At 58.1% G+C, this 21,429-nt stretch carries 23 protein-coding genes and 1 pseudogene; 18 read left to right on the top strand and 6 right to left on the bottom strand.

Translation table 11 applies throughout. The features are described from left to right. Window positions 1-10: 10 nt before the first annotated feature. The 6 genes and pseudogenes from VNZ60_RS20460 to VNZ60_RS20435 form a co-directional block, all read left to right on the top strand. Complete coding sequence (locus VNZ60_RS20460; protein WP_325662445.1) at window positions 11-2,290, top strand: T6SS effector phospholipase Tle3 domain-containing protein; 2,280 nt, start codon at window positions 11-13, stop codon at window positions 2,288-2,290. Then, on the top strand, window positions 2,287-3,957 hold the full coding sequence (locus tag VNZ60_RS20455; RefSeq protein ID WP_325662443.1) for a type VI lipase adapter Tla3 domain-containing protein: 1,671 nt from the start codon (window positions 2,287-2,289) through the stop codon (window positions 3,955-3,957). The genes VNZ60_RS20460 and VNZ60_RS20455 overlap by 4 nt, the downstream gene beginning before the upstream one ends. A 10-nt stretch (window positions 3,958-3,967) precedes the next feature. Further along, window positions 3,968-4,231, top strand: coding sequence for a PAAR domain-containing protein (locus VNZ60_RS20450; RefSeq protein ID WP_325662441.1), 264 nt, complete (start codon window positions 3,968-3,970; stop codon window positions 4,229-4,231). Window positions 4,232-4,316: 85 nt separating this feature from the next. Further along, a complete protein-coding gene (locus tag VNZ60_RS20445) occupies window positions 4,317-5,333 on the top strand; it encodes a type VI lipase adapter Tla3 domain-containing protein (protein WP_325662439.1) in 1,017 nt (338 codons plus the stop codon). Beyond that, window positions 5,282-5,890, top strand: a complete 609-nt coding sequence (locus VNZ60_RS20440; RefSeq protein WP_325662437.1) for a hypothetical protein — start codon at window positions 5,282-5,284, stop codon at window positions 5,888-5,890. The genes VNZ60_RS20445 and VNZ60_RS20440 overlap by 52 nt, the downstream gene beginning before the upstream one ends. Window positions 5,891-5,900: 10 nt before the next feature. Continuing rightward, window positions 5,901-6,137 (top strand): annotated as a pseudogene (locus VNZ60_RS20435) (PAAR domain-containing protein); the annotation flags it as partial. On the opposite strand, the gene VNZ60_RS20430 reads toward VNZ60_RS20435, so the two are convergent. The 3 genes from VNZ60_RS20430 to VNZ60_RS20420 are packed head-to-tail and all read right to left on the bottom strand — an operon-like array spanning window position 6,136 to window position 7,682. Beyond that, entirely contained in the window at window positions 6,136-6,747 is a 612-nt protein-coding gene (locus tag VNZ60_RS20430; protein WP_325662435.1) for an FMN-dependent NADH-azoreductase, read from the bottom strand. The pseudogene VNZ60_RS20435 and the gene VNZ60_RS20430 overlap by 2 nt on opposite strands. After that, window positions 6,744-7,196: a GNAT family N-acetyltransferase gene (locus VNZ60_RS20425; RefSeq protein WP_325662433.1), complete on the bottom strand. Its 453-nt coding sequence runs from the start codon at window positions 7,194-7,196 to the stop codon at window positions 6,744-6,746. Before VNZ60_RS20425 ends, VNZ60_RS20430 begins: the two co-directional genes overlap by 4 nt. 48 nt (window positions 7,197-7,244) lie before the next feature. Beyond that, complete coding sequence (locus tag VNZ60_RS20420) at window positions 7,245-7,682, bottom strand: carboxymuconolactone decarboxylase family protein (RefSeq protein ID WP_325662431.1); 438 nt, start codon at window positions 7,680-7,682, stop codon at window positions 7,245-7,247. Between the two features lie 115 nt (window positions 7,683-7,797). Between VNZ60_RS20420 and pdxR the strand changes: the two genes are divergently transcribed. After that, the gene (pdxR, locus tag VNZ60_RS20415; protein WP_325662429.1) at window positions 7,798-9,231 is read left to right on the top strand and encodes a MocR-like pyridoxine biosynthesis transcription factor PdxR; all 1,434 of its coding nucleotides are present in this window, start codon (window positions 7,798-7,800) and stop codon (window positions 9,229-9,231) included. A gap of 74 nt (window positions 9,232-9,305) precedes the next feature. Here pdxR and VNZ60_RS20410 read toward each other — a convergent pair whose 3' ends face one another. The 3 genes from VNZ60_RS20410 to flgA form a co-directional block, all read right to left on the bottom strand. Further along, window positions 9,306-9,764 (bottom strand): flagella synthesis protein FlgN, encoded by a 459-nt coding sequence (locus VNZ60_RS20410; protein WP_325662427.1) that lies wholly within the window; start codon window positions 9,762-9,764, stop codon window positions 9,306-9,308. Beyond that, a complete protein-coding gene (gene flgM, locus VNZ60_RS20405; protein WP_325662426.1) occupies window positions 9,761-10,105 on the bottom strand; it encodes a flagellar biosynthesis anti-sigma factor FlgM in 345 nt (114 codons plus the stop codon). Before flgM ends, VNZ60_RS20410 begins: the two co-directional genes overlap by 4 nt. Window positions 10,106-10,471: 366 nt before the next feature. Continuing rightward, window positions 10,472-11,230 carry a flagellar basal body P-ring formation chaperone FlgA gene (gene flgA, locus VNZ60_RS20400; RefSeq protein ID WP_325662424.1) on the bottom strand — a complete coding sequence of 253 codons (759 nt, stop codon included), beginning with the start codon at window positions 11,228-11,230 and terminating at the stop codon, window positions 10,472-10,474. A 211-nt stretch (window positions 11,231-11,441) separates the two neighbouring features. Here flgA and VNZ60_RS20395 point away from each other — a divergent pair, with 211 nt between their 5' ends. From VNZ60_RS20395 to flgK, 11 genes are all read left to right on the top strand, one after another. Further along, a complete protein-coding gene (locus VNZ60_RS20395) occupies window positions 11,442-11,708 on the top strand; it encodes a helix-turn-helix domain-containing protein (RefSeq protein WP_325662422.1) in 267 nt (88 codons plus the stop codon). A gap of 152 nt (window positions 11,709-11,860) precedes the next feature. After that, window positions 11,861-12,268 carry a flagellar basal body rod protein FlgB gene (flgB, locus tag VNZ60_RS20390; RefSeq protein WP_325662420.1) on the top strand — a complete coding sequence of 136 codons (408 nt, stop codon included), beginning with the start codon at window positions 11,861-11,863 and terminating at the stop codon, window positions 12,266-12,268. Window positions 12,269-12,299: 31 nt separating this feature from the next. Continuing rightward, window positions 12,300-12,728 (top strand): flagellar basal body rod protein FlgC, encoded by a 429-nt coding sequence (flgC, locus tag VNZ60_RS20385; protein WP_325662418.1) that lies wholly within the window; start codon window positions 12,300-12,302, stop codon window positions 12,726-12,728. Window positions 12,729-12,808: 80 nt separating this feature from the next. Further along, window positions 12,809-13,471, top strand: coding sequence for a flagellar hook assembly protein FlgD (gene flgD / locus VNZ60_RS20380; RefSeq protein WP_325662416.1), 663 nt, complete (start codon window positions 12,809-12,811; stop codon window positions 13,469-13,471). Window positions 13,472-13,562: 91 nt separating this feature from the next. Next, window positions 13,563-14,765 carry a flagellar hook protein FlgE gene (flgE, locus tag VNZ60_RS20375; RefSeq protein ID WP_325662414.1) on the top strand — a complete coding sequence of 401 codons (1,203 nt, stop codon included), beginning with the start codon at window positions 13,563-13,565 and terminating at the stop codon, window positions 14,763-14,765. Window positions 14,766-14,823: 58 nt separating this feature from the next. Next, window positions 14,824-15,570: a flagellar basal body rod protein FlgF gene (locus tag VNZ60_RS20370; RefSeq protein ID WP_325662412.1), complete on the top strand. Its 747-nt coding sequence runs from the start codon at window positions 14,824-14,826 to the stop codon at window positions 15,568-15,570. 44 nt (window positions 15,571-15,614) lie between these two features. Further along, window positions 15,615-16,397 carry a flagellar basal-body rod protein FlgG gene (gene flgG / locus VNZ60_RS20365; RefSeq protein ID WP_325662410.1) on the top strand — a complete coding sequence of 261 codons (783 nt, stop codon included), beginning with the start codon at window positions 15,615-15,617 and terminating at the stop codon, window positions 16,395-16,397. Then, complete coding sequence (locus VNZ60_RS20360; RefSeq protein ID WP_414648925.1) at window positions 16,397-17,080, top strand: flagellar basal body L-ring protein FlgH; 684 nt, start codon at window positions 16,397-16,399, stop codon at window positions 17,078-17,080. The genes flgG and VNZ60_RS20360 overlap by 1 nt, the downstream gene beginning before the upstream one ends. Before the next feature lie 14 nt (window positions 17,081-17,094). Beyond that, window positions 17,095-18,207: a flagellar basal body P-ring protein FlgI gene (locus VNZ60_RS20355; RefSeq protein ID WP_414648924.1), complete on the top strand. Its 1,113-nt coding sequence runs from the start codon at window positions 17,095-17,097 to the stop codon at window positions 18,205-18,207. Window positions 18,208-18,215: 8 nt separating this feature from the next. Next, complete coding sequence (gene flgJ, locus VNZ60_RS20350) at window positions 18,216-19,154, top strand: flagellar assembly peptidoglycan hydrolase FlgJ (protein WP_325662408.1); 939 nt, start codon at window positions 18,216-18,218, stop codon at window positions 19,152-19,154. A gap of 116 nt (window positions 19,155-19,270) precedes the next feature. Further along, window positions 19,271-21,244 carry a flagellar hook-associated protein FlgK gene (gene flgK, locus VNZ60_RS20345; protein ID WP_325662450.1) on the top strand — a complete coding sequence of 658 codons (1,974 nt, stop codon included), beginning with the start codon at window positions 19,271-19,273 and terminating at the stop codon, window positions 21,242-21,244. Window positions 21,245-21,429 lie beyond the last annotated feature (185 nt).

The raw sequence follows: 21,429 nt of genomic DNA, 5'->3' as shown, positions 1-21,429 counted from the left end.
AAGGATAACTATGGCCGATACCAACAGCGACTACCACGTTGTCGGCGCCGCCGGCGCCGTCACCTATGCCGACCGCGGGAATGACCGCCCGGCGCAGCTGCCGCGCGATCTGCCGGGCATCGTGATTTTTCTCCATGGCGTTAACGATCCCGGCGCGGTTTATTCGTTCGTCGAAGAGGGGCTTTGCAAAGGGCTCAATGAGCGGCTATCGCGGAATGATTTGAATGCGGGAAGTTATGGTGCTCGCTATAGCCAATTGAAAGCAAAAAAAACGCCCGATAAGCGCGACAATGATGTTCTATCCGACCCCGATACCTATCTCTATCAGCGTAAGGAAATTGCTGGCACAACCAAAAGCAGCTTCATTCCGTTTTATTGGGGTTATCGTGCGCAAAACGATGAAATTGCACGGCTCAACAACCCCGGGGATGTGGACAGTCGTGTCGCCGATAAGGACGGCAATTTGATGACGCGTGGCCAGTATCAGGACATACACGGTAATCGCCTTGATCAGCATTTCGGCAAGGCCGGAGGTTTCTTCGCAAACGCGACGAACAATATTCCGGATATGTATGGTGAGGGGTTCAGGGCGGACTTTGCGGCACGTGGAGTGACCAAGCTTGCGTTGGGGGGAAACTCGATGTATGCCGCTGACGCGCCGGAGCGCCGCTATTTTGTTCTGGCGGCAACGCGTCTGGCGCATCTGATCAACATGATTCGATCGGTAAAGCCCTCCGCGCTCGCCGCGGCGCAAGGCATGCAGCCTGAACATGAAACGATCACCATCATGGGACATAGCCAGGGAACGATCCTGACCTTGCTGGCGCAGGCCATTTTGAAACAGAAGGGCCAGCGCTGCGTCGACTGCATCATCATGGTCGATACTCCCTACAGCCTCTACCAGACGGACGACTGCAATCAAACCGGTCACGCCAAACTCAAGACCTTGATCGACATCGTCAATGAAGTGACGAAAAAGCCCTACACGATTCCCGACCTGGCCGACATGATGATCAATCACGACAAGCACGGTGGCCGCGCCGGGACGGACTGGAGCAAGACGCAAGGCAAGCGTCTGGATAAGAGCGGCAAGAACTGGGTGACATTTGACGAACGCGATAACCGCGGCAAGGTGTATCTGTACTTTTGTCCCGAGGATACTGTCGTCGGGTTGAAGAAAGTTCATGGCATCGGCACCTTCGGGGTTCCTGATGAAGTGCCCGCCGACGGCGCGGCAAAAAAAGCCGATGCAAAGAAGAACACCATGGACGCCATGAAAGTTCTGGAGACCAAGCGCTTCTTTCAGCGGATGTGGACGCGGATGACGCGCGATAACAACTTCGATGGCAAGTACAAGAAGGTGTTGGTCGGCACCAAGCCGGCACGTGTCCCGGTTCGTGATCAATACGAACGCTTGTCGCCTGGTCCCGATGCCAGTGCGGCGGATCAAGGCACGAACGCAATACTGCAGGCGAGCTTTAAACGCAACGATATCCGTTTCATCAACGGAGAAGAGTTGAAACCGCCCTGCGAACCTGACATGTATGGTGGCGAGGTCGAAGGTGAAACCGGCGGCTCCAGACCTGGACATGCTGATAGGGCTGGGAAGATGACTCCGGACGACGTCACCAAGAATGTGATCGTGGGCAATCAGTACGCGAAGTTGAAGTGGATCACGGTAGGACACTTTCTCGATCCCTATTCGGCCCTGGAAAAAGAGAAAGCGGAGTTCAATGCCAATAAACCAATCGACGAGCAATCTCAGAATTGGCGTGTGAGCTGGAGTGGAATCTCGCTGGAACGCGAGGAAACGCCAAAAGCAGCGCGTGATCGGATGATGATCGACAAGGATGCCCACGAAGCCAACAACTATCATTCTGGGTTACTCCATGCTGCAGAAAATCATCGCTGGGTAACGGCGATGGATGTCGCGATCGGACAGGCCGTGACGATGGACGATCCCGTCTGGCGTGAACTGCTGGTGGCCATTGCGGACTGGAAATTGGATCCAGCGGCTTATAAGACGATTACGGAAAACGAAGCCTTCAAAGGGCGGCTGACTCAGGAAGCCAAGGATTTTATTGCGGCATGTAAAAATTATTATCAGAAGGGCACATTTCCCGGCGAACAGTTTGTCTCCATGACGGCGCCACCGCTGGTGACCAGTGAATTGACGCCAAAGGCAACGGCAGCGCAGCTACAGGCGGCTGAAGAACAGAGAGCTGCGGAAATGCGCTTTTACCAGGATCAAGCCGCCAGGGGCATGGCGAATTTGGGTAACTTGCGATGAGGCCGCGCATTTGGCCGTATGCTGCGGCATTCCTGCTGGTGGCGATCATCTGGACCGTCTATGTGATGGCTGGGAGTTACAATCATTGGCAGGCAACAGGACAGGAGACGTCGTATATGGGAAGCAGTATTCGAAATGGTGTATTGGCCGCGCTCGGCATTGCCGTCCTGGCTTATGGGGCGAGTTTTGCGTGGATGCATCGGTCGTCGAGCGCCTCCGCAGATTCGCCTTCGCAAAAACAGGCAGCGCCTGCTGCGATGACGGCTAGCCTTCCTGGCGCCCAGGCGATGCTTGCGCAAACCGGAAAGAAGTTTGCGCTGGAAGTACGGGGCATGGGGGTCGTCGTTGGAGATAAAACCGATGAGGAAATCTGGCAGGCTATCGAGGACAAGGGCGACAATCATGCAAGCTATGTATCGCAGAACCCAGAAGATTACACAAATAGTGCAGGCGAACGCTTGACCGATTTAACTATTTCGACAGGCCTGTCGTTTAAGGAAGGCGCACGCCATGCAGTTGATCAGTGGCCACTGCCAGTCATTATTTGGTATCCGCCGAAGGCAAAAAGAGCTTCTCGGCCAGCAGCAGACCTGGCGGGATTACGCCAACAGGCGAGCCTGGGCGTGACCTTGCTCTTGTGGCAAGAAGATGCCAATACCGATGACGGCGCAGCCATGATCGAAAAGCTGTTTGCCTTCTTCGATACCCATCCGGATGTGCCGGCAGCACTGCTATTTAGCACCGACGGTTCACTGACGCGCTCGCTTAACGGAACTCCTGGCAACGTGGACACTCCCAAGGAAGGACACGTTATTCCAGCCATGCCGGACAGTGTCGGCGCGTTTCTGGTTACGCGCTCGGATCGCGTAGACAAATTGATCCGGCCATTTGCCGTAGCGCAGACCGCCAATATCAATAAAACCAATACCGAGTACGACATCATCAAGCTGTGGAATTTCTTTTGGCGAAAAAATGATGATCAAGGCCCTGACAGTTTTGAGGCTCAATTCAGAAAGGAAGAAACAGCAGCTGGGGTTGACACTCCTTCCTCGGGCGCGATGTCGTCAAGCTGGTGGCAAACGCAGTTGCCGGAGTTGTGGCAAACGATAGGCAATCAGGGCCCGGGCGAGTTTAAACCTACACCCTACATCCCTGTGCGTTGGACTAACTGGCAGCTCAAGCAATTCGACAGCGCGCCTTTACTGGGCTATATACACCGCCCGGTGGATGTCAAGCTGACCGACGATCACGGCCAGCCACTGAAGACTGCTCTTCAGGCCGAAGCCTTGAAGGCCGGTTGGGAACAGGCTGTCGCTGCGCTGCCGGACAATAAAGAACCCAAGCGCCTGTTCTATGACACCACAGGCAACAAGCAATGGGTGATTCCGCTTAACCAGGCACTGAGCCAAGTGGGTACTTCCGCCCCCCATCCGGACGAGGTGAAGGAGGGTTACGACATCGGCGCCCGCATCGGCAATACCGGCACCAGTTCCCCGATGGTTCAGATCGGGCTTGGGCTGATCGCCAGTTATCATCAGGGCGGCGCCAGCGCGACGGTGAACCGGCGCCCGAACGGCATGGCCAGCATTGTGATGGTGAGTCCGCCGGATGACGCGACCAAGGCCGCATGGGCGCAGAGGATCCATAGCGCGAGTCCATTCAAATGAGAGCGACGCGATGCGCGGGGTGATTCGTCTGGGTGACTCCACCAGCCACGGTGGCAAAGTAGTGACCGGGCAGGAAAAATCGCTGGTGATGGAGCGGGCCGTGGCCTGTGTCGGCGATCGTTGCACCTGTCCGATGCCGGGCCATCATGACTGCGTGATCGTGGAAGGCGACCCGGCTGTGCAAATCGACGGCAAAGCTGTGGCTTTCGACGGTCACAAGACATCCTGCGGCGCGGCGCTGATCTCTAGCATCACCTCGTCAGGACGGACGTGACGGACGGTCATCCCTTCAACATATCCCGCCCCGGGATAGGATTCCCGCTGCTCTGGTCGATATTAACAAGCATGGCGGCGAGAGCATGCGATTCAGAGAAGGCGGCTGGATGTTGTTAAAGATTCGAAATGGCGTATTGGCCGCGCTCGGCATTGCCGTCCTGGCTTATGGGGCGAGTTTTGCGTGGATGCATCGGTCGTCGAGCGCCTCCGCGGATTCGTCCTCGCAAAAACAGGCCACTCCGGCTGCGGTGACGGCTAGCCTTCCTGGCGCCCAGGCGATGCTTGCGCAAACGGGAAAGAAGTTTGCGCTGGAAGTACGGGGAATGGGCGTCGTCGTTGGCGAAAATACCGATGAGGAAATCTGGCAGGCTATTGAAAAAAAGGCCGACAATTACGCAAGCTATGTATCGCAGAACCCAGAAGATTACACAAATAGCGCAGGCCAACGCTTGTCTGATCTAGGCGCTGTGACAGGCCTGTCGTTTGAGAGAGGCGCGCGCCATGCTGTCGATCAGTGGCCGCTGCCAGTAATTATCTGGGAGCCGCCGAAGGCAAAAAGAGCTTCTCGGCCAGCAGCAGGCCTGGCAAGTTTACGCCAACAGGCGAGTCTGGGCGTGACATTACTCTTGTGGCAGGAGGATGCCAATACCGATGACGGCGCAGTCATGATCGAAAAGCTGTTCGCCTTCTTCGATACCCATCCGGACGTGCCGGCGGCGCTGCTATTTAGCACCGACGGTTCAATGACGCGCTCGCTGATTGAGACTCCAGGCAACGTGGACACTCCCGAGGTAGGACATGTTATTCCAGCTATGCCGGACAGCGTCGGCGCGTTTCTGGTTACGCGTTCGGATCGGGTAGACAAATTGATCCGGCCATTTGCCGTAGCGCAGACGGCCAATATCAATAAAACTAATACTGAGTACGACGTCGTCAAGCTGTGGAATTTCTTTTGGAAAAAAATGATGATCGAAGCCCTGACAGTTTTGAGGCCCAATTCAGAAAGGAAGAAAAAGCAGCGGGAGTTACCAGTACTTCCTCGGGCGCGATGTCGTCCAACTGGTGGCAAACGCAGTTGCCGGAGTTGTGGCAAACGATAGGAAACCAGGGGCCGGGCGAATTTACACCGACACCCTATATCCCGGTGCGCTGGACTAACTGGCAGCTCAAGCAATTCGATAGTGCGCCCTTACTGGGCTATATACACCGCCCGGTGGATGTCAAGCTGACCGACGATCACGGCCAGCCACTAAAGACTGCTCTTCAGGCCGAAGCCTTGAAGGCCGGTTGGGAACAGGCTGTCGCTGCGCTGCCAGACAATAAAGAACCTAAGCGCCTGTTCTATGACACTACAGGCAACAAGCAATGGGTGATTCCGCTTAACCAGGCACTGAGCCAAGTGGGTACTTCCGCCCCGCATCCGGACGAGGTGAAGGAGGGTTACGACATCGGTGCCCGCATCGGCAATACCGGGACCAGTTCCCCAATGGTTCAGATCGGGCTTGGACTGATCGGCAGTTATCAACAGGGCGGGGCCAGCGCGACGGTGAACCGGCGCCCGAACGGCATGGCCAGCATTGTGATGGTGAGTCCGCCGGATGAAGCGACAAAAGCCGCATGGGCGCAGAATCACGGCGGCGTGAGCCCGTTCAAATGAGAGCGACGCGATGCGCGGGGTGATTCGTCTGGGGGACTCCACCAGCCACGGTGGCAAAGTCGTGACCGGGCAGGAAAAATCGCTGGTGATGGAACGGGCCGTGGCCTGCGTCGGCGACCGTTGCACCTGTCCGATGCCCGGCCATCATGACTGCGTGATCGTGGAAGGCGACCCGGCTGTGCAAATCGACGGCAAAGCCGTGGCATTCGACGGCCACAAGACATCCTGCGGCGCGGCGCTGATCTCTAGGTCAAGGACAGTCTCTCAGACAACCTTTCAGACAATTGCTGACGCACTTCATGCACTGCCTGCGCCACTGCTTCCGTACCGAAGACCAGCCCTTGCAGCGGGAAAAAATGCACATCGCTGATGCCGATCGATGCCAACGCATAGCGCAGGTACGGTGTCAGGAAATCAGTCTGTTTCGCTCGTTCTCCCACATGAAAACCGCCAGAGCTGACCAGTACAAAGGTCGCGCGATCTTTCAGCAGCCCGACCTTGCCTTGCGGCGTCGCGTGGAAACTGCGATTGATGCGGATCACATGATCGATCCACAGTTTGAGCGCAGCGGGCACGGTGAAGTTGTGCATCGGTGTGACGATGAACAGCACATCGTGTTGTTCCAGTTCGACGATCAGGCGTTCCGACCATTCGAATTCTTTCGCATCGGGTGTCGCTTGAGAAGTGACGGCAATTGCGTAAGCACGGTCGATTGGCGGAATGGGTGACTCCACCAGATCGCGTTCGGTGATCTGCACGTTGCTTATTCCCAACGCGGCAATCGCTTCCGTTGCAAGGCGATAACCGTGGCTCACGTCACTGTGCGGGCCGCTGTTCAATAGCAAAATTCGCGTCATGCGCTTGATTCCTGTGTAAGTTGTTCGACGAAATGCATGCCCTTTGCAAGCAGCCCCTGCCGAAAGTAAAAGCGTTGCGCCAGCGCCATATGCAAGCCGGTATCCAGCACAAAATGTTTGCAGCGCAACGCAACGGCTTGTTGCCGTGCTGCTTGCAATAGACGTTCGCCGAGCCGGGAGCGATGCAGCGAGGCTGTTACCACCAGGTCATCGACGTAAATGAAACGGCCGTACAGAAAATTGTCTTGCAGCCGATAGCCGGCAAGTCCGACGATTGCGCCATCGCGCCAGGCCGCAAGCAAGCGGTACCCTTGCGTGCGTTGCTGCGCGATCTGTGTGGTGTATGTTGCGCGATCGTTCAGATGCGGTCGCAATTCCTTCATCACTGAGAACGATGCATCCAGATCGGCGTCGCTATCGATGTGTTTGATGTCTACGTCAGACTGCATGCATTTCTCCCAAAAAAAATCAGCGCCGCTCAATCGTTGTGCCGACGATTACTCCGGCATCTTGCGGAACGCGATGGCAAAGCGATTCCAGCTGTTGATCGACGTGACGAGTAATGTCAGTTCAACCAGTTCGGCATCGGTGAAATGTGGGCGAACTGCATCCCACACTGCATCCGGGACGTGGTTTTGCGAGACCAGCGTGAGGGATTCTGTCCATTCCAGTGCGGCGCGCTCTCGTTCGCTGAAGAACGTTGTTTCGCGCCAGGCAGCGACGGTAGCCATGCGGCGTTCTGATTCGCCGGCTTTGCGGGCGTCGGTCACATGCATGTCGAGGCAGAATGCGCAGCCGTTGATTTGCGATGCACGCAGGCGCACCAGCTCCTTGAGCAGGATGTCCAGTGTGCCTTTGTTGATCTGGTTTTCAACACCGATCATTGCCTTGATGGCATCTTTGCCGGCGGTATAGAAGTCGAGTCGAGTTTGCATTTGAAGCTCCTTGATCAGGTAAATCGGAAAGGAAAAATTGGCGTTTCCTGGATGCGTAGTATGCGAATATCATGGCCATGTTAAAAGGGCCAAGAAATGCAAAAAGGACTAGTCCATGAAAACCGCCAAGCCTGACCTGGATCTGCGCATCGATCGCGCGCTGGAATTGCCTATGTATCAACAGATATGCCAGCGTTTCAAGACGGCGATCGAGCAGGGGAGCCTGCACGCGGGCGATCGCGTACCGGCAGTAAGGGCGTTGGCGGCCGAACTGAATCTCGCGCGCGGTACGGTGGAAATGGCGTATCGCATCCTGACGGACGAGGGCTATCTGCAAGTCAGGGGCGCGGCCGGCACAGTGGTATCGCCGTCTTTACCGCCGCCAGCTATCCTCAAACCGCAAGTAGTAATGGCAATGGCCGGACAAGCGCATGCAGCCACCGTCGATCGCGACGGCAAGGCGCCGAAGCCGTTGCAGATGGGTTTGCCTGCGCTCGATGCATTTCCGCGCAAGGTGTGGAACCGGCTGGTTGGGCATCGCTTGCGCGGCAGCGAACTGGCGCGCCTGGGCTATCCCGACCCGGCCGGTTATGCGCGTTTGCGTGAAAGGATTGCGACTTATCTGGGCGTGTCGCGCGGCGTGACCTGTGTGCCGGAACAGGTGTTCATCACGACCGGCTTGCGCAACACGCTGGAACTGACGTTAAGCAGTCTTTCCACTGTCGGCGATGAATTCTGGTTCGAAGATCCCGGCTATATTCTTGCGCGCCCATTTCTGCAGAATGCCGCAGTCAAGCTGATACCGGTGCCGGTCGATGAACATGGATTGATGGTCGAAGCAGGCAAGCGCCTCAGTCCGAATGCAAAATTCGCGATGGTCACGCCGTCGCATCAAAGTCCGCTCGGCGTGACGCTATCGCTGGAACGCCGGATGGCGCTTTTGGAATGGGCCAGCAATGCCGGCAGCTGGATTATCGAAGACGACTACGATAGTGAGTTTCGCTATCAGGGGAGGCCGCTGCCGGCGCTGAAAAGCATGGATCGCAATGATCGCGTCATTTACAGCGGCACCTTCAGCAAGGTGATGTTTCCGGGGTTAAGGCTGGCTTATTTCGTCGCACCTGTCAGTGCGGTTGCACGCTTTCAGGCAGTCTGCTACAACCTGAACGCAGGTTGTCCATACTTGTTTCAGGCGGGCGTTGCTGACTTTATCGCCGAAGGTCACTTCTCACGACATCTGAAAAAAATGCGCCTGTTGTACGCAGACCGTCGCGCGGTGACGTCGCGCGTTTTTCAGGAAATATTGGGCGATCGCATACGGATCGATTTGCAACCGGGAGGCTTGCATATACTGGCGAAGCTGGCGGATCACGAAGACGACGTCATGTTGGCGGGCCATGCGCGGACTGCAGGGTTGGCCGTGCCCCCGTTGTCACGCTGGTACATCAATGCAAAGCCGCAGCAGGGATTGTTGCTGGGTTTTGCCAATGTTATCGATGAGAAGGATGCGATACGTCTGGCGCTGAAGCTCAAACAAGCGTTGACATAGCGTCGCGCTCGTACCTGACGCTCGTACCTGATTATCTGAGCTGATTCAGCCGCGAATTTGAGCGGCAATCAATTTCAGCCCGTCGCCAGGCTATGGCCATTACCCAAGCCAACTTTATGCTGCCCATCCGCGCCATACAGCGATTGCCCATGCGCACGCAGGAAATTGATGGAACGGCGCACAAAATCCAGGTGGGTATGGATCATGATGCCGTTGCGGTGATTGTTGTCACGGGCCTGGGCGGCGCGTGTCAGCAACTCTAGCCAGATCTGTTGCAGCTCGCTGCCGCCGGCTGCCGCTGCGGCGTCGCCGCCGGCGCGGCCCGAGCCGAAGCCGACCGCGCGTTGCCATTGCTCCCGTTCCTGCTCAAGCGCCGTGATGCGTTCGGCCAGCTGGGCCTTGCGCTCGGTGATGCCCGGCAATTCCTCGAAACGGCTCTTGATCAGCACTTCTGCTTCACTATCGAGCACGTCGAGGAAGCTTTCAACCACGGCGCGCTCCTGGTTCAGATGCTTGAGCAGGGCGCTGCTCATGACGGTTTCTTGCCCAGCAGGTCGCGTACCGTATCGAGCAAGCCGTCGGCGATTTTTTCGGGGTTGATCTGATAGCGGCCTTCGCTGATGGCTTGGCGTATCTCGGCCACCTTGGCCGCATCGAAATCGCCGGCGCCGGGTTGCAGCAACTGGGTTTGCAGCTGGCGCACTTGCGCAGAGAGTGAGTTCAGGGCGGCTGGCATAGTCGGGCTGGCGCTGTTGGCGGTGCCGGTGGCAGCGGTGTCCGTGGCGGCGGCACGGGCCGCACTATCCTTGCTGGACGCCGCATTGGCTGGGTTCGACACACTATTGAGCGGCTTTGTGGGTTGATCGATTTTCAAGATATTTCCTCTAAGGGATCTGTTCGGTATAACGGCAGCTGGCGCGGAAAGTTTAGGGCTGCACTCAAAAATGTCTGATTTGTTGCAAAAATAAACACTACCCTTGCCCGGTTGCGCCTAACAAACGCAGCTAACTGGGGTCAGAGTGAACTTTCTGCGTGCCTTTTGCAGAAACTTCACTCTGACCCCACTTAGCGGGCCACGGAGTAGCTGCCTCACCGCTAAAAAAACGGCCTAGTGCGCTCTGTCTTTCTCCGAATCCGTCATGTGGGGTCAGAGTCAAGTTTCGCGATGAAGCACTGCGAAAGTTGACTCTGACCCCAGATGACTCTTGCTGTGGCGATGTCATGAATTATGCAACTCTCATTAATTCGGTAATTCAACCGAGCCGTCGGCGCGGGCCACGCCGCTCAGCATCTGGCCGGTCGGCGTCTTGACCTGGATCGTCACACCAGCAGCGGCATTGGTCATCGCCCGCCCTTCGGTGCTGACCACGAAGCCGGAACCTTGCGACTGGACTTTGACATTTTGCCCTTGTTGTATAACGCTCGCGCCACGCAGCAGTTCCAGCCGCAACGGCGCGCCCAGGGCAATCCGGTTCGAGGCAATCATGCCGGCGACTTGCTGCGGATTAGTGATCACGCCGCGCGGCAGAGCGCTGAGATCGCCCTGGCGTACTTCGATATCGGCGGCACTCAATGTGTCGCCGGCATTGATGGGGTGGGCGGCGACATAATAATTCGCCACTACCGCTATGTAAACCGGAATGTAGCGGATCCAGGATGGCGTTACGGCGTCACCGCTATTACCGCCATTGCAGCGCAGGCCTACCGAGACGCGGCCCCACAGGCGGGCGCCATTCGGCAGGAAAGGTTCGAGCGCATCGCAGGCGGGCAGGGCGCCGGACATCGGCGTGTCGATGCGGATGCTGACCTTGCCTGGCAAGCCGCTGCTCTGGGCCAGCAGGAATTTTTCGATCACCGGTTTTGCGTAACCGCTCAGCTCGGCCGCTCTGGCGAATGCGGCCTGGCCGTTGATGCTCAAGCCGGCCGCCACCAGAAAGTGCAAACAGGTAATTACAAAACGGCGTGCAAACCGCCGCTGCCGGAACCAGGTTGCATGCATATGAACTCCCTCTCTCCAATGATCGTTGCGGCCGTATGTCCGCTAGCAGATTTTAGACAATTGCCGAACCCGACCAAGCGCTGAATTGGGCGGCGATTCGTCTGTTGTTTGAGTCATTGGATTGAAATGCGCTACCTATAATGATTTGCAACATCACCTGCTGCCGGCGTAAAAAGCAGCTGCCAGGTGCTTTGTAAACTAAGGATATCCAATGGCGAATGCGAGCGAATTCAAGCAAGAAATCCCGACCACGCTGGCTGCTTTTCTGCGGCATATGCGTTTGCAGCAAACCGGCGACAACGGCAAAAAAATGTCGTTGACGGCGATGCACCGGCGCTGCGGTTTATCGGTGCCGGTGCTGAGCAAACTGGAGACGGGCAGGGTCACCGATCCCAGCGGTTCGACCATCAAGCGGGTGCTGGACGGTTATCAGCTGAGCTTCGACGATTTTGCCAAATACCTGCCCGGACCGAAATGACGGCGCCGCAGTGCATCCGACTCTGCATCGGATTCATTCCATCCGTCGAATCTTGAATTAAGGTCGATTTAGCTGCCTGTTCCGGCGATTGCCAGCAGCGGCCGCTACCTATAATCGCTTTCATCAAAAGGTCTGTTGAGGGTAGGTACAAGATGGTAGACAAACTGGATGCAGCACTGCGCTTTCAACAGGAAGCACTGAATTTGCGGGCGCGCAGGCAAGAGGTGTTGTCGTCGAATATCGCGCACGCCGATACGCCCAATTACAAGGCGCGCGATTTCGATTTCAGCAGCAGCCTGACGCAAGCCATGACCCAAGGCCGGCAGGCGCAGTCGGTGTCGATGGCCACTACCTCGGCGCGCCATATTCAGGGCGAGGCTACGATCAGCAACGATCCGGACATGCTGTATCGGGTGCCGACCCAATCCAGCATCGACGGCAACACCGTGGAAATGGATGTCGAGCGCGTCAATTTCACCGATAACGCGGTCCACTACGAATCCGGCCTGACCATCATCGGAGCGCAGATCAAATCCTTGCTGTCGGCGATGCAGCAATGATTATTTCATTTTAGTTAGCGAGGATTAAGCAATGCCATCTTCCAATGTTTCGATGAATATTTTTGACGTTGCCGGTTCCGCCATGAGCGCGCAATCGCAACGCATGAACGTCACCGCCAGCAACCTGGCCAATGCCGACAGCGTCTCCGGCCCGGACGGCAAGCCCTACCGCGCCAAGCAAGTGGTGTTCGAAGTGGCAGCCGGCGATCAGCAGGATGCGGCCAGCGCCATCGGTGGGGTGCACGTGGCGGGCGTGGTGGAAGACCAGTCGCCGCTGAAGATGGTGCACGACCCCAAGCATCCGCTGGCCGACGCTAACGGTTACGTCGCCATGCCGAACGTCAACGTGGTGGAAGAGATGGTCAACATGATTACCGCCTCGCGCTCGTATCAAGCCAATGTCGAGGTGCTCAACACCGCCAAGAACATGATGTTGAAGACGCTGACGATCGGCCAGTAGGCAATTTTCTAAGAATTGAATATTCATTGAATCACTAATCCGCGGCCGCCATACCTGTGCCGCATCAGGAGAAAATCACCATGGCAGTTTCGGCCGTTTCACCAACCGACAATAGCGCAGCAGCGGCGCTGGCGGGCGCTGCGTCGAGCAGTTCCGATCAGGAACAGCGTTTTCTAAAATTGCTGGTCACCCAATTGAACAATCAGGATCCCTTGAACCCGATGGATAACGCCGCGCTGACTTCGCAGCTGGCGCAGATGAGTACCGTCAGCGGCATCGAGAAGATGAATACCACGCTGCAGTCGATGGTCAGCCAAAGCGGTTCCAGCCAGACCTTGCAGGCAGCTTCATTGATTGGTCACACGGTATTGACGCCCGGCAGCGCTGTCGCGCTCAAGGGCGGCGCGGCGACCTCGTTCGGGCTCGACATGCAAGGCGCAGCCGACACCGTCAAGGTCACCATCACCGACGCCGCCGGCAATACGGTACGCACCATCGATGTGGGAGCGCTGCCGCAAGGCACCAAGACTTTGTCATGGGACGGCAAGAACGATACCGGTACAGCGATGGCCGACGGTCCTTACAAGATCAGTGTGGCGGCTGCCGTTAGCGGCAATGCAGTTGCGGCCAACACGCTGACGTATTCGCAGGTTGCGAGCGTGGCGCAGACAGCCAGCGGCGTCACCTTGAACCTGGGTGCGGCCGGCACGGCGGCATTAAGCGACGTAAAGCAATTTCTATAACTGCGTAGTTTCTATAAATTCGGCACTTTTTATTTTCCGCTATCCGGAAGCTGAAAAAAGTATCGCAAATTGATTTCAAAAGGAGTGGACCATGGGTTTTCAACAAGGCGTCAGCGGATTGAATGCAAGTTCCAGCAATCTCGATGTGATCGGCAATAACGTTGCCAACTCGGGTACCGTAGGTTTCAAGGCCGGCAGTGTATTGTTTGCCGACGTGTACGCCGGCTCGCGCGTCGGTCTCGGCACCCAGGTGGCCGGGGTTTCGCAGAATTTTACGCAAGGCGCGGTGCAGACCAGCACCCGCGCACTGGATGTGGCGATCACCAATGGCGACGGTTTTTTCCGCCTGGCCAGTCCTTCCGGGGAAGTGTCTTATTCGCGCAATGGCCAGTTCAATATCGATAAGGACAACTACATCGTCAATTCCGGCGGTTTGCGCGTAACCGGCTATCAAGTCGGCGCCAACGGCAGCATCGCCGGCGGCACCCCGGCGGCGCTGCAGCTGCCGGCCACCTCGATGACGCCCAACGCCACCACCAAGATCAACGCCCAATACAACATCGATTCGCGCAGTACGATACCGGTCACCGCACCATTCAACGCCACCGATTCGACCAGTTTCAACTACCAGAATGCGGTGACTGGTTACGACTCGCTGGGCAACCCGCACGAAATCACGAATTTCTTTGTCAAGACCGCGGCCAACGCCTGGGATGTCTACCAAACCGTGGACGGCGGCGCCAGCAGCAATATCGGCTCGCTGACTTTTGATACGGCTGGCAAGATGCTGACGCCAGCCGCCGGCACTCTGGCGCCCGCCGCCATACCGCTGGTGAACGGCGCAGCGCCGTTGAATTTCACTATCAACCTGACCGGTACCACCCAGTTCGGCAACGACAACGCGGTCGCCAAGCAGACCCAGGACGGTTATACCTCCGGCAGCCTGACCGCGTTTGCGATCAATGCAGACGGCACGGTCACCGGCAAGTACTCGAACGAACAGACCAAGACCCTGGGCCAGATCGTGCTGACTTCGTTTGCCAATCCGGATGGCTTGCAATCTAAGGGCGGCAATGTCTGGGCCGAAACGGCAGCGTCGGGCCAGCCTCTGGTCGGCACTGCAGGCGCTGGCACCAAGGTCGGTTCTTTGACATCCGGCGCGCTGGAATCTTCCAACGTCGATCTCACCGCCGAACTGGTCAACATGATCATCGCGCAACGCACTTATCAGGCCAATGCGCAAACCGTGAAGACGCAGGATCAGGTCATGCAAACCTTGGTGAGCATGCGTTGATGATGGATTTCGTTAGCGCTGGCGCCCTCGCCGGAATCGAAAAAATCAGGGAGAACATATGGATCGCATGATCTATATCGCCATGAGCGGCGCCAAGCAGGTCATGGAGCAGCAAGCCTCGGCAGCCAACAATATGGCGAACGTGTCGACCCCCGGATTCCGGGTGCAGCTGAATAATTTCCGTGCGGTGCCGGTCGTTGGCGAGACTGCGGCGACCAGGGTTTTCGTGGCGGCGTCGACGCCGGGCGCGGATATGAATACCGGGCCGGTGACGGAAACCGGGCGGCCGCTGGATGTCGCGGTGCGCGGCGACGGCTGGCTGACGGTACAGACCCCGGACGGCGGCGAGGCATATACAAGAGTTGGCAATTTGCAGGTGGGCGCTGACGGCCAGCTGATGACCATGGGCAAGCTGCCGGTGATCGGCGACGCCGGACCGATGGCGGTGCCGCCCGGCGCCGCAGCGATGGTCTCCAGCGACGGCCTGGTGAGCGCCATCGGCGCTGGCGATCCCTTGACCAATGTGGCGCAGGTTGGCCGCTTGAAGCTGGTCAATCCGGCTAATGCCGATCTGGTGCGCGGCGACGACGGCTTGTTCCGGATGCGGGCCGGCGCCGCAACCCCGGATGCCGATCCGGCGGTGACCTTGCAGACCGGCGCGATCGAAGGCAGCAATGTCAATCCGGTCTCGGCGATGGTGGAAATGATCGCCAATGCACGCAGTTTCGAGATGCAGATGAAGGCGGTCAAGAGCGCCGATGAAAACGATCAGCGCGCTAACCAGCTGCTGAGCATGAGCAGTTAATTTTCCTAATTCACTGTAATAATTTTTTTGACAGGAACTTCACCATGATGCGTTCACTTTCCATCGCCAAGAGCGGTCTCGACGCGCAACAGCAGCAGCTCGATGTGATCTCGAATAACCTGGCCAACGTCAGCACTACCGGCTTCAAGCGCAGCCGCGCCGTATTCGAAGACCTGATGTACCAGAACCTGCGCCAGGTGGGCGGCCAGACTTCGGATCAGACCAATCTGCCGTCCGGATTGCAGATCGGCACCGGGGTAAGACTGGTAGCGACCGAACGGATTCATACTCAGGGCAATCCGACCAAGACCGACAATACCAAGGATGTGGCGATTACCGGCGACGGCTTTTTCCAGGTGCAAATGCCTGACGGTACTACTTCCTATACGCGTGACGGCTCGTTCCAATCCGATTCGACCGGCCAGCTGGTGACCGCCAGCGGCTACCCGGTGCAGCCAGCCATCACGATTCCGCAAAACGCCACCAGCATGACCATCGCCAAGGACGGCACGGTATCGGTGACCCAGGCCGGCAGCACTGCCAGCGTCCAGGTCGGCCAGATCCAGCTGGCGACTTTCTTGAACCCAACCGGTTTGCAAAGCAACGGCGAAAATCTGTACACGGAAACCAACGCCTCCGGCACCGCCAATCAAACCACGCCGGGCCAGAATGGCGCAGGCACGCTGAGCCAGGGTTATACCGAATCGTCGAACGTGAATGTGGTGGAAGAACTGGTGAACATGATCCAGACCCAGCGCTCTTACGAAATCAACAGCAAGGCGGTCACCACGTCTGACCAGATGTTGCAGCGCCTGACGCAATTGTGATGACGGAGCCGAGATTGAAATTTTGGGCCAGGGGTTTATTGCTGATGGCCGTGCTGCTAAGCGGTTGCGCGCAATTGCCGCGCGAGCCGCTGGTGCAGCAGCCGATGACTGCCCGCGCCGAAGTGCGGCCGGTGGCTGCGGTGAATGGCGCCATCTATCAATCCGGCTACAGCAGCCAGGCCTTGTTTGAAGACCGGCGGCCGCGCAATGTCGGCGATATCCTGACGATTATCGTCAGCGAAAACGTCAACGCCAGCAAGAATTCGGCGGCTAACGCCAGCCGCAACGGCAGCACCAGCAGCGGCCTGGCGGCGATCCCGAAGATTTTCGGCGGCCTGTTCGGCAACCTGGATACTGAGGCCAAAGCCACTAATGCGTTGACCGCCAAAGGCGGCGCTAACGCGGCGAATACTTTCAACGGCGTGATTACCGTTACCGTGACCGAGGTTCTGGGCAACGGCAACCTGATGGTCAGCGGCGAAAAGCAGATGATGATCAACCAGGGCACGGAATTCATTCGTTTCTCCGGCGTGGTCAATCCGCGCACGGTGAGCGGCAACAATAGCGTGGCCTCGACCCAGGTCGCCGACGCCAGGATCGAATACAGCGCCAAAGGCTATATCGACGAAGCACAAACCATGGGCTGGCTGCAGCGCTTCTTCCTCAACGTCTTACCGTTCTGATTTCGGCACTGATTATGCGATCATTATTTCAGCGTTTCTCCTTATTCTTGATGCTTTGTTGCCTGTGCATTGCGCCATCAGCACATGCGGAACGGCTCAAGGAACTGGCCAGCATCCAGGGCGTGCGCGACAATCCGCTGATCGGCTACGGCTTGATGGTTGGACTGGATGGCAGCGGCGACCAGACCATGCAAACGCCGTTCACTACCCAGACCTTGAGCAATATGCTGTCGCAACTCGGCATCTCGATGGCGCCCGGCACCAATATGCAATTGAAGAACGTGGCGGCGGTGATGGTTACCGCTACCTTGCCGTCGTTCGCCCGTCCCGGCCAAAACATCGACGTCACGGTTTCCTCGATGGGTAACGCCAAGAGCCTGCGCGGCGGCACTTTGCTGATGACGCCGCTCAAAGGCGCCGACGGCATGGTGTATGCGATCGCGCAGGGCAATATGGTGGTCGGCGGCGCCGGTGCTTCGGCCAACGGCAGCAAGGTACAAATCAATCAGCTCAGCTCGGGCCGGATTCCGGCCGGCGCCATCGTCGAGCGTGCAGTCACCGCACCGCTGGGTGAGGCCAATACCTTGACCTTGGAATTGAATGTTTCCGATTTCGGCACCGCGCAGAAAGCCGTCGATGCAATCAATCGCAGCTTCGGCGCCGGTACCGCTACAGCGCTCGACGGCCGCGTGATCCAGGTGGCCGCGCCGGCTCAGCCGGAAGCGCGGGTGAGTTTTCTGGCGCGCATGGAAAATCTTGATATCAGCCCGGCGCAGGCAGCGGCACGGGTCGTCATCAACGCCCGTACCGGTTCGGTGGTGATGAACCAGACCGTACGCGTGCTGGATTGCGCGGTGGCGCATGGCAATTTGTCGGTGGTGATCAATACCCAGCCGGTGATCAGCCAGCCCGGCCCGCTCTCGGGCGGCAGCACGGTGGTGACGCAGACTTCGCAGATCCAGCTGAACCAGGCCGGCGGCGCTTTGCAGGTGGTCAAGAACGGCGCTTCGCTAGCCGATGTGGTGAAGGGCTTGAATACGTTGGGCGCCAATCCGCAGGATCTGGTGTCCATCCTGCAGGCGATGAAAGCTGCCGGCGCTTTGCGCGCCGAACTTGAAATAATCTGAGGTAGCGCATGAGTGTCTCAGGTCCTATCACCAACAATCGCAGCGGCGATCTGGATCAGCGCTTTGCGCTGGACGTGCAGGGCGTGGACGCTCTGCGCCGCACCACCAGGAATTCGCCGCAAGACGGTTTGAAACAGGTGTCGCGCCAGTTCGAGGCGATGTTCATGCAGATGGTCTTGAAAAGCATGCGCGAGGCGACGCCGTCGGATGGCATGTTCGATAGCCAGCAGGAAAAAATGTATACCTCCATGCTGGATCAGCAACTGGCGCAGAACCTGTCCGGGCGCGGCCTTGGGCTGGCAGAAGCGATGCAGGCCCAGCTTAGCCGCGCAGTTGATTCGTCACAGCAGCAACCGTCGCCGCTCAGCAAGATGCCAACAGGGGCCGAGCTGCATCCCAATCCAGCGCCGGCGGCAGCCATGCCGGCTGTGCAGAATCTATCCCTGTACGACGCTGCCGATTATGGTTCCGGCCGTGGCGCCGGTGCCAACCCACAAGCGCAAGTCGATCAGTTCCTGTCGCGCATGACTGCTCCGGCCCAGGTCGCCAGCCGCGCCAGCGGTGTGCCGTCGCAACTGATCCTGGCGCAAGCGGCGTTGGAATCGGGCTGGGGTAAACGTGAAATCAAGGGCGATGACGGCAGCCGCAGCTACAACCTGTTCGGCATCAAGGCCGACAAGGGCTGGAAAGGGCCTGTGGTGCAAGCCGCCACCACCGAATATGTGAATGGCGTACCGCAACAGACCAAAGCCAGCTTCCGCGCCTATGCATCCTACGACGAGGCGTTTTCCGATTACGCCCGTTTCCTGGCTGGCAATCCGCGTTATGCGCAGGTAGTGGCTACGCGTGATCCGGCCGAGGCGGCGCACGGTTTGCAACGCGCAGGTTACGCCACCGATCCGCAGTATGGCGAGAAGCTGGTGCGCATCCTCAAGCAGATCCTCTGATTTCTTTTGCATAGAAAACTGCATACACCCTTCAAATTTCCCAGGCTGCTGCCGTTATCTCATAGGTGAGCCTGGCGGCGACGCCGGGCGGTTGCCCTCTAAAAGGACGAATGACTATGGCCAACAGCATGTTTTTTACCGGGCTCAGCGGGCTCAACGCGGCGCAAGCAGCGTTGGTGACCACCGGCCACAATACTGCCAACGTGAATACGCCTGGTTATAGCCGGCAATCGGCGCAGATAGTTTCCGCCGGCGGCACCTATACCCCTAGCGTCGGCTTCTTTGGCAACGGCGCACAGGTGGTCGATGTCAGCCGCAGCTACGATCAGTTCCTGAGTTCGCAACTGAACCAGGCGCAATCGACCAATCAGGCACTGAGCACTTATTCCACCCAGATCAACCAGATCAATAATCTGCTGGCCAACCAGACCACCGGCCTGGCGCCGATGCTGCAAACCATGTTCAAGGGCGTGCAGGCGGTAGCCAATACACCAGCCGATCCGGCGGCGCGACAGCAACTGATCAGCTCCGGCCAGGCGCTGGCGAATCAGTTCCGCACCATGAGCCAGGTGCTCACCGGTTTGAATTCCAATGCCAACGATCAGATCTCCGGCTCTATCGATCAGATCAATGCCTACGCCACCCAGATCGCCAGCATCAACAAGCAGATCGCCTTGCTCAGCAATGCTGCCGGCGGCCAGGCGCCGAACGATTTGCTGGACCAGCGTGACACGCTGGTAAATAGCTTGGGCCAGCTGGTGGCGACCAAGGTGGTAGTGCAGGACGGCGGCCAATACAATGTATTCATCGGCAGCGGCCAGACGCTGGTGCTGGGTGACAAATCCTCGACCTTGAAGGCAGTCACCGCGGCCGCCGACCCGAGCCACACTGCGGTGGCCTTGGTCAACGCTGCCGGCGTGCCGGTGGAGTTGCAAGACAGCGTGCTCAGCGGCGGTTCGCTGGGCGGCTTGATGCAGTTCCGCAACCAGACCTTGGGCGACGCCCAGAACGCCTTGGGGCGGATGGCAATCGGCTTGTCCGATTCTTTCAATGCGCAGCACGAGCTGGGGGTGGACTTGAACGGCGCCGCCGGCCAGGCTTTCTTTACCCAAGCCAGCCCCGGTGCGATCGCCAGTGCCCGCAATACCGGCAGCCTGGTAGTGACGCCATCGTTCAGCAACACCAGCCAGCTGACCACCAGCGATTACCGGGTCGACTATGCCAATGTAGCAGGCACCCCGCAATATTCCGTAACCCGTCTGTCAGACAATAAAGTGCTGGGCAGCTACGCCAGTTTGCCGGTCACATTTGACGGCGTATCCCTGCAAGCAAGCAGCGGCACGCCGAATCTCGGCGACTCTTTCCTGGTGCAGCCAACCCGAACCGGCGCCCGTGATCTGACCGTGATCGTCACCGATCCGGCCAAGATTGCGGCGGCTTCACCCATCATCACCGGCAAGACCGCGACCAATCAAGGCAACGCCAGCATCAGCGCCGGCACGGTCGACGCCACGTATCTGGCAACGCCGCTAGCCGGCCCGGTTACGCTCAAGTACGACAGCACCGTCGCGCCTCCAGCGCTAACCGGTTTTCCTGCCACGGCGGCGGTTACGGTCACCAATCCGGACGGCACGGTGGTCAACTACGCGGCCGGCGCCGCCGTCACTTACACCGCTGGCGCGGCTTACAGTTTCAACGGCATTACCGCCACCGTCAGCGGCAAGCCGGTGAATGGCGATACTTTTACCATCGGCCAGAACACCGGCGGCGTCTCGGATGGCAGCAACGCCTTGCTGCTGGGGGCTTTGCAAAACAAGAAAATCCTGGCCGGCGGCACCGCCAGCTATACCGACGCCTACGGCCAGCTGGTCAGCACCATCGGCAACAAAGCCAGCCAGCTGACCATCGCCAACACCGCGCAAACCAGCCTGGCCGCACAAATCAAATCGGCCCAGCAGTCGGTGTCCGGCGTGAATCAGGATGAAGAAACCGCCAACTTGCTGATGTACCAGCAGATGTATCAGGCCAACGCCAAGGTGATTCAGACGGCATCGACCATGTTTGATGCGATCCTCGGGATTGGCGGTTAATTGATGGCTGAGTCATCTGGGGTCAGAGTCAACTTTCGCAGCGCTTCATCGCGAAACTTGACTCTCGTATATTGAGCATACCGCATCGGCATCGGATAATCGGGATGTAGAAGCGGTCGGGCAGAGTGATGCCGATTAGACTGAGTGCAGTTAAGCACGTGGGTCAGATAGGTGCCTCTGCCTGT

This window comes from Collimonas sp., from assembly GCF_035566375.1.
In the GTDB taxonomy this organism is placed as follows: domain Bacteria; phylum Pseudomonadota; class Gammaproteobacteria; order Burkholderiales; family Burkholderiaceae_D; genus Collimonas.
Note: the sequence above shows the minus strand (reverse complement) of the source record. Positions and strands in the feature narration are given on the sequence as shown.

Bases quoted from the DNA above. Each gene is read 5' to 3' on its own strand.
- flgJ (WP_325662408.1), top strand. From the start codon at position 18,216: ATGAGTGTCTCAGGTCCTATCACCAACAATCGCAGCGGCGATCTGGAT.
- flgA (WP_325662424.1), bottom strand. From the start codon at position 11,230: ATGCATGCAACCTGGTTCCGGCAGCGGCGGTTTGCACGCCGTTTTGTA.
- VNZ60_RS20355 (WP_414648924.1), top strand. From the start codon at position 17,095: ATGCGATCATTATTTCAGCGTTTCTCCTTATTCTTGATGCTTTGTTGC.
- VNZ60_RS20360 (WP_414648925.1), top strand. From the start codon at position 16,397: ATGACGGAGCCGAGATTGAAATTTTGGGCCAGGGGTTTATTGCTGATG.
- flgD (WP_325662416.1), top strand. From the start codon at position 12,809: ATGGCAGTTTCGGCCGTTTCACCAACCGACAATAGCGCAGCAGCGGCG.
- VNZ60_RS20410 (WP_325662427.1), bottom strand. From the start codon at position 9,764: ATGAGCAGCGCCCTGCTCAAGCATCTGAACCAGGAGCGCGCCGTGGTT.
- VNZ60_RS20450 (WP_325662441.1), top strand. From the start codon at position 3,968: ATGCGCGGGGTGATTCGTCTGGGTGACTCCACCAGCCACGGTGGCAAA.
- VNZ60_RS20455 (WP_325662443.1), top strand. From the start codon at position 2,287: ATGAGGCCGCGCATTTGGCCGTATGCTGCGGCATTCCTGCTGGTGGCG.
- VNZ60_RS20445 (WP_325662439.1), top strand. From the start codon at position 4,317: ATGCGATTCAGAGAAGGCGGCTGGATGTTGTTAAAGATTCGAAATGGC.
- VNZ60_RS20430 (WP_325662435.1), bottom strand. From the start codon at position 6,747: ATGACGCGAATTTTGCTATTGAACAGCGGCCCGCACAGTGACGTGAGC.
- VNZ60_RS20425 (WP_325662433.1), bottom strand. From the start codon at position 7,196: ATGCAGTCTGACGTAGACATCAAACACATCGATAGCGACGCCGATCTG.
- VNZ60_RS20395 (WP_325662422.1), top strand. From the start codon at position 11,442: ATGGCGAATGCGAGCGAATTCAAGCAAGAAATCCCGACCACGCTGGCT.
- VNZ60_RS20440 (WP_325662437.1), top strand. From the start codon at position 5,282: ATGTCGTCCAACTGGTGGCAAACGCAGTTGCCGGAGTTGTGGCAAACG.
- flgB (WP_325662420.1), top strand. From the start codon at position 11,861: ATGGTAGACAAACTGGATGCAGCACTGCGCTTTCAACAGGAAGCACTG.
- pdxR (WP_325662429.1), top strand. From the start codon at position 7,798: ATGAAAACCGCCAAGCCTGACCTGGATCTGCGCATCGATCGCGCGCTG.
- flgG (WP_325662410.1), top strand. From the start codon at position 15,615: ATGATGCGTTCACTTTCCATCGCCAAGAGCGGTCTCGACGCGCAACAG.
- flgK (WP_325662450.1), top strand. From the start codon at position 19,271: ATGGCCAACAGCATGTTTTTTACCGGGCTCAGCGGGCTCAACGCGGCG.
- flgC (WP_325662418.1), top strand. From the start codon at position 12,300: ATGCCATCTTCCAATGTTTCGATGAATATTTTTGACGTTGCCGGTTCC.
- flgE (WP_325662414.1), top strand. From the start codon at position 13,563: ATGGGTTTTCAACAAGGCGTCAGCGGATTGAATGCAAGTTCCAGCAAT.
- VNZ60_RS20460 (WP_325662445.1), top strand. From the start codon at position 11: ATGGCCGATACCAACAGCGACTACCACGTTGTCGGCGCCGCCGGCGCC.
- VNZ60_RS20420 (WP_325662431.1), bottom strand. From the start codon at position 7,682: ATGCAAACTCGACTCGACTTCTATACCGCCGGCAAAGATGCCATCAAG.
- VNZ60_RS20370 (WP_325662412.1), top strand. From the start codon at position 14,824: ATGGATCGCATGATCTATATCGCCATGAGCGGCGCCAAGCAGGTCATG.